Raw genomic sequence first — 4,233 nt, forward strand, 5'->3', positions numbered from 1 at the left:
GTTCTGTGCGGCCGCACAGAACCCTCTTTGCCTTATAAATAGTTCTTGCAAATGCAGATAAACCTGTTATACTACTGTATTGGAGGGTTGAAGTAAATGCAGGAACAAAACGAAACAAATTTGAACCGCGCACCGGCGTGGCGTGCGTTCCGGGCCGCAGCGCCTCAGACGCTGCCGGTGTTTGCCGGATATTTGGTGCTGGGCCTCGGCTACGGCATCTATGTGCAGTCGCTGGGCCTGCCAGTCTGGCTGCCGCCCCTGATGGGTACGGTAGTGTACGGCGGCTCGCTGGAATTCGTGCTGGCGTCGCTGCTTCTGGGCAGCTTTGCGCCGGTGTCGGCCTTTCTGATGGCGCTGATGATCCAGGCGCGGCATCTTTTTTACGGCCTGACCATGCTGCAGCGCTACCGCGGCTACGGCCTGCGCAGCGCCTACATGATCTTCGCCATGAGCGACGAGACCTTTTCCATCACCTGTTCGGCAGAGCCGCCCGAGGGCGTGGATAAGGGCTGGTTCATGTTCTTCATCACCCTGCTGGACCAGATCTACTGGGTCGCCAGCGCGGCCATGGGCGCGGCCCTCGGCGCTGTCCTGCCCTTCAGCACTGAGGGCGTCGATTTCGTCATGACGGCCATGTTTGTGGTCATCTTCCTCAACCAGTGGGAAAAGGAAAAGCAGCACGCCAGCGCCATCATCGGCATTGCCGCCCCGCTGGTCTGCCTGCGCATCTTCGGCTCAGGCAGCTTCCTCATCCCCTCGATGGTCTGCATCCTTGTGGCACTGCTGCTGCTCCGCCGCCCCATCGAGGCCAAAGAAAGCGAGGCGGCAAAATGAGCAATATCCAGTTCATCCTGACCATCGCCGTCTGCGCGGCGGCGACCATGCTCACCCGCTTTCTGCCCTTTCTGGTGTTCGGCTCCCGGGGCGGCAAGGTGCCTGAGGTGGTGGAGTATCTGGGCCATGTGCTGCCTGCCGCCATCTTCGGAATGCTCATCGTCTACTGCCTCAAGGGCGTCAGCCTCACCTCGGGCAGCCACGGCATCCCGGAGGCCATCGCCATCGGTGTGACCGTCGCCCTCCATAAGTGGAAGCATCAGACGCTGGTTTCCATCGCCGGCGGCACGCTGTGCTATGTGCTGCTGGTGCAGATGGTGTTTTGAGAAATGTAAAACGTCCTGTATTGATTTCGCAGCAATACAGGACGTTTTTAATTTGCTATTTTTTCTGGAAGTGTATCGGAAGTGCTAAATAGAGACAACTGTTCATTTTCAAGCCGGAGCTGATTTTGAGTGCCGGTAATGACATAGTTTGTAAGAAGTGCCTCTACGACAGGATTGCGGTTCTTTTCCTTTGCACCTACATGATAAAAATGTTCCCGTGTGATGATTTGGCAGTCATTCCACACCTGCTCGATATATTCGTTTGAACGGTAATCATTGTGATGCCATGTTGACAGCATAAAATTGGACTGTGATTTAACGAGTGCGCTGTGCAGAGCAACTTCGAGTTCTTCATCCCAACTGTCATAGTAATCGACATGACGGCCAATATACGGAGGGTCGCAGTATATGAAATCGGAATGGGTCGCTGAACTTATCGTATCCTCAAAGGATTGACACAAAAACTCCCATTCATGGTTTTTCAGAAGCTCTTCGATGTGGGCGACCTGGTTTACGATTTTTGTGATATAAGCCTTTGCAAACCGCTGAGGTTTGTGTCCATATGGAACATTGAAGTTGTAGTCCTTATTGAAGCGCATCATCCCGTTAAAGCAGGCACGGTTCAGAAAGAGAAAGTCCAGAGGTTCGTGATGCTGGTTGAATCGGTCACGAACCTCATAGTAATAATCGGCATCGCCATTCTCGAGTTTCTTCCCTTCCGCTTCGAGAAATGCACGGACTTTTCCACTGGTGATAGAGCCATCTTTTATTCTGTTATAAAAGTTGATGATGTGAGGGTTGACGTCTGCAAATACGGCACGTTCCGGCTCAACATTAAAGCCAACAACACCAGACCCCATAAATGGCTCATACCATATAGTTTCTTTGTCCAGAATCACATTTTCTCGAATCAGGGGGACAAGCTTTGTTTTAATGCCTTGAATTTTAAGAGGAGGAACGAATATTTTTTCGCTCATTTTGTGCTCCTTTTAGAGGCTCTGCAATTATTCAACTCGGAAGGCAGTCCTCTGTATTGCAGATATTCCGAAAAAGAGGAAAGCTTTTTTCGCTTGTTTGCAGAAAGAATTTCTATTTTGCCAAAGTTTGCCCAATAATCATCAAACAATTCTTCACCAGCTTTGGCAAACACACCATTACCATTTAAAATATCTTGAATATTATGGATACTGCCGATATTTGCCGTGTTTCCACTGCCACCCTTGTCACTTGCTATTTTCCACTTTTCTTCTGCGAAAAAGAGAAAATCGTGGATAACAGAAGGAATCTCATTCAGCTCATCAATGGAATATGTATGCGTCTCATTCTTTTTGTCCAGCACTGCACGGGTGTAAATGATTCCGAAACAGAAGTGCCCACTGTAATCATCATAGGGATATTGAATGTTTTTGGTACTTGTGCGATTGATAAAATATTCGCCGTGAGAACCTAGCGTAAATCCATTGCAGAAATCAGGATGATTCTCTTCTCGGTAAGTTGTTTTCAAATCGACAGCAAATTTGATGGAAGGGTCGATTTTAGAGATAAAAGTCAAATCCGGGTAGTAATTTTGATAAGTTGCAAGTTCGATGTCATATCCAGTCTGTTCGGCAAAGGCTAGAAACTGAGGGAATAAGTGCAACTCTAATATTTTGGAGACGATTTTAGTGTCGGAAGAAATCGTATAAATGTTTTTGAAAATATCGATAAAGCCCTTGATGGTCCATTCATCGTTTACTGCAATCTTATCGGACAGAGTATTTGCAAAGTCTTTTAGTTGTGCTAAAAATAAGGCTTTTTCACGTTCGTTTTTCATTACACGCTCCTCAATGGTAGAACGTATCAAAATTGACCTGCCGGTAGAACCGTTGCTGCAGCTGGTCGAAGCTGTCGCAGTCCTGCGCCAGCAGCCACATGATCTTCGTCACGACGGCTTCAATGGTCATGTCGTGGGCCTCAAGGAAGCGGAAGCGGTTCTTGACCCGCTTGCCCACCTCGTAGATGCCCACATCGCTGCCCTCGTAAGTGACCTGGGTGGTGAGGATGAGTACTTTGTGGGTCTTGTCGTAGTCGCCGAGGCCCTCGGCGAAGGCGTCCATCAGCCGCTGGGGGATGCCGCCTACGCCAAAGCTCTCCACGATGACGCAGTCGTAGAGGCGGAAAATTTCGGGAATCAAATCGGGGCTGAGGCCGGGCGTCAGCTTGAGCAGGAAGACGCGGGGGCTGAGCGAGCGTCCAAACTCCACAGGGCCGGTGGGCCAGGGCGAAGGCACATACCGCACCAGACGGTCGCCCTGTACCAGTGCCAGCGCCGGGAAATTCACCGAGGCAAAGGCGTCGTAGCTGATGGTCTTGTTCTTCTTGGCGCGGGTGCCTGCAATGACATGGCCGCCAAACACCACCATGACGCCCCGGCTGCCGGGGTCGAGGGCGCAGATGACGCTGTCGCGAAGGTTTTTCTTGGCGTCGGTGATCTCGTTGGAGATGGGCTGCTGTGCGCCGGTGAGGATGACGGGTTTGTCGGCGTTCTGGATGAGATAAGACAGAGCCGCCGCCGAGTAGGCCAGCGTGTCGGTGCCGTGGCAGATGATGAAGCCGTCGTAGAGGGCATAGTTCTCCTGTACGGCCTTCGCCATCATCAGCCAGTGCTCCGGGCCGAGGTCGGTGCTGTCGATGCTGCACAGGGCCAGCGTGTCGGGGCAGCAGAGCTCGTTCAGCTCAGGCAGATGAGCCAGAAGCTCTTCGCTGGTGAGCACGGGCTTGAGGCCCTGCTGGGTGCGGACGCTGGCGATGGTGCCGCCGGTGGTGATAAAAAGCAGACGCTGCTTTGTGGACATAGAAAAAGCCTCCATCAGGAAGATTTAGTCGCATTCATAGAAAGTATAACACACTCGCCCGCCCTTGCAAAGTGGCGCTTGGGCGGAAAATGGAGGCTTTTGGGACTTGGTCACAGAAATTAGGGGGATTTGGTGTATAATAGAGTAGAGCGCTGTTACGCGGGGTTAAGTTCTCTTTTGCGCACCAAAAGAGAACCAGAAAAGTGCCCGCTACTTTCGAGGCGCGGGAGGCACGAACT

The 4,233-nt window shown here is 51.5% G+C and carries 5 protein-coding genes; 2 read left to right on the forward strand and 3 right to left on the reverse strand.

Features of this window, described 5'->3' with window-relative positions; all coding sequences use genetic code 11:
- Positions 1-96 precede the first annotated feature (96 nt).
- Entirely contained in the window at positions 97-834 is a 738-nt protein-coding gene (locus tag AAAU26_RS03495) for an AzlC family ABC transporter permease (RefSeq protein ID WP_227619734.1), read from the forward strand.
- The gene (locus tag AAAU26_RS03500; protein ID WP_158395743.1) at positions 831-1,160 is read left to right on the forward strand and encodes a branched-chain amino acid transporter permease; all 330 of its coding nucleotides are present in this window, start codon (positions 831-833) and stop codon (positions 1,158-1,160) included. The genes AAAU26_RS03495 and AAAU26_RS03500 overlap by 4 nt, the downstream gene beginning before the upstream one ends.
- Before the next feature lie 47 nt (positions 1,161-1,207).
- Here AAAU26_RS03500 and AAAU26_RS03505 read toward each other — a convergent pair whose 3' ends face one another.
- The 3 genes from AAAU26_RS03505 to AAAU26_RS03515 are packed head-to-tail and all read right to left on the reverse strand — an operon-like array spanning position 1,208 to position 3,994.
- Positions 1,208-2,137, reverse strand: coding sequence for a DNA adenine methylase (locus AAAU26_RS03505; protein ID WP_227619735.1), 930 nt, complete (start codon positions 2,135-2,137; stop codon positions 1,208-1,210).
- Positions 2,134-2,973, reverse strand: coding sequence for an EcoRV family type II restriction endonuclease (locus AAAU26_RS03510; RefSeq protein ID WP_217210825.1), 840 nt, complete (start codon positions 2,971-2,973; stop codon positions 2,134-2,136). The genes AAAU26_RS03505 and AAAU26_RS03510 overlap by 4 nt, the downstream gene beginning before the upstream one ends.
- 10 nt (positions 2,974-2,983) lie before the next feature.
- Complete coding sequence (locus AAAU26_RS03515; RefSeq protein WP_207677382.1) at positions 2,984-3,994, reverse strand: asparaginase; 1,011 nt, start codon at positions 3,992-3,994, stop codon at positions 2,984-2,986.
- Positions 3,995-4,233 lie beyond the last annotated feature (239 nt).

The organism is Faecalibacterium longum, assembly GCF_040094125.1.
Taxonomy (GTDB): domain Bacteria; phylum Bacillota; class Clostridia; order Oscillospirales; family Ruminococcaceae; genus Faecalibacterium; species Faecalibacterium longum.

Bases quoted from the DNA above. Each gene is read 5' to 3' on its own strand.
- AAAU26_RS03500 (WP_158395743.1), top strand. From the start codon at position 831: ATGAGCAATATCCAGTTCATCCTGACCATCGCCGTCTGCGCGGCGGCG.
- AAAU26_RS03515 (WP_207677382.1), bottom strand. From the start codon at position 3,994: ATGTCCACAAAGCAGCGTCTGCTTTTTATCACCACCGGCGGCACCATC.
- AAAU26_RS03510 (WP_217210825.1), bottom strand. From the start codon at position 2,973: ATGAAAAACGAACGTGAAAAAGCCTTATTTTTAGCACAACTAAAAGAC.
- AAAU26_RS03505 (WP_227619735.1), bottom strand. From the start codon at position 2,137: ATGAGCGAAAAAATATTCGTTCCTCCTCTTAAAATTCAAGGCATTAAA.
- AAAU26_RS03495 (WP_227619734.1), top strand. From the start codon at position 97: ATGCAGGAACAAAACGAAACAAATTTGAACCGCGCACCGGCGTGGCGT.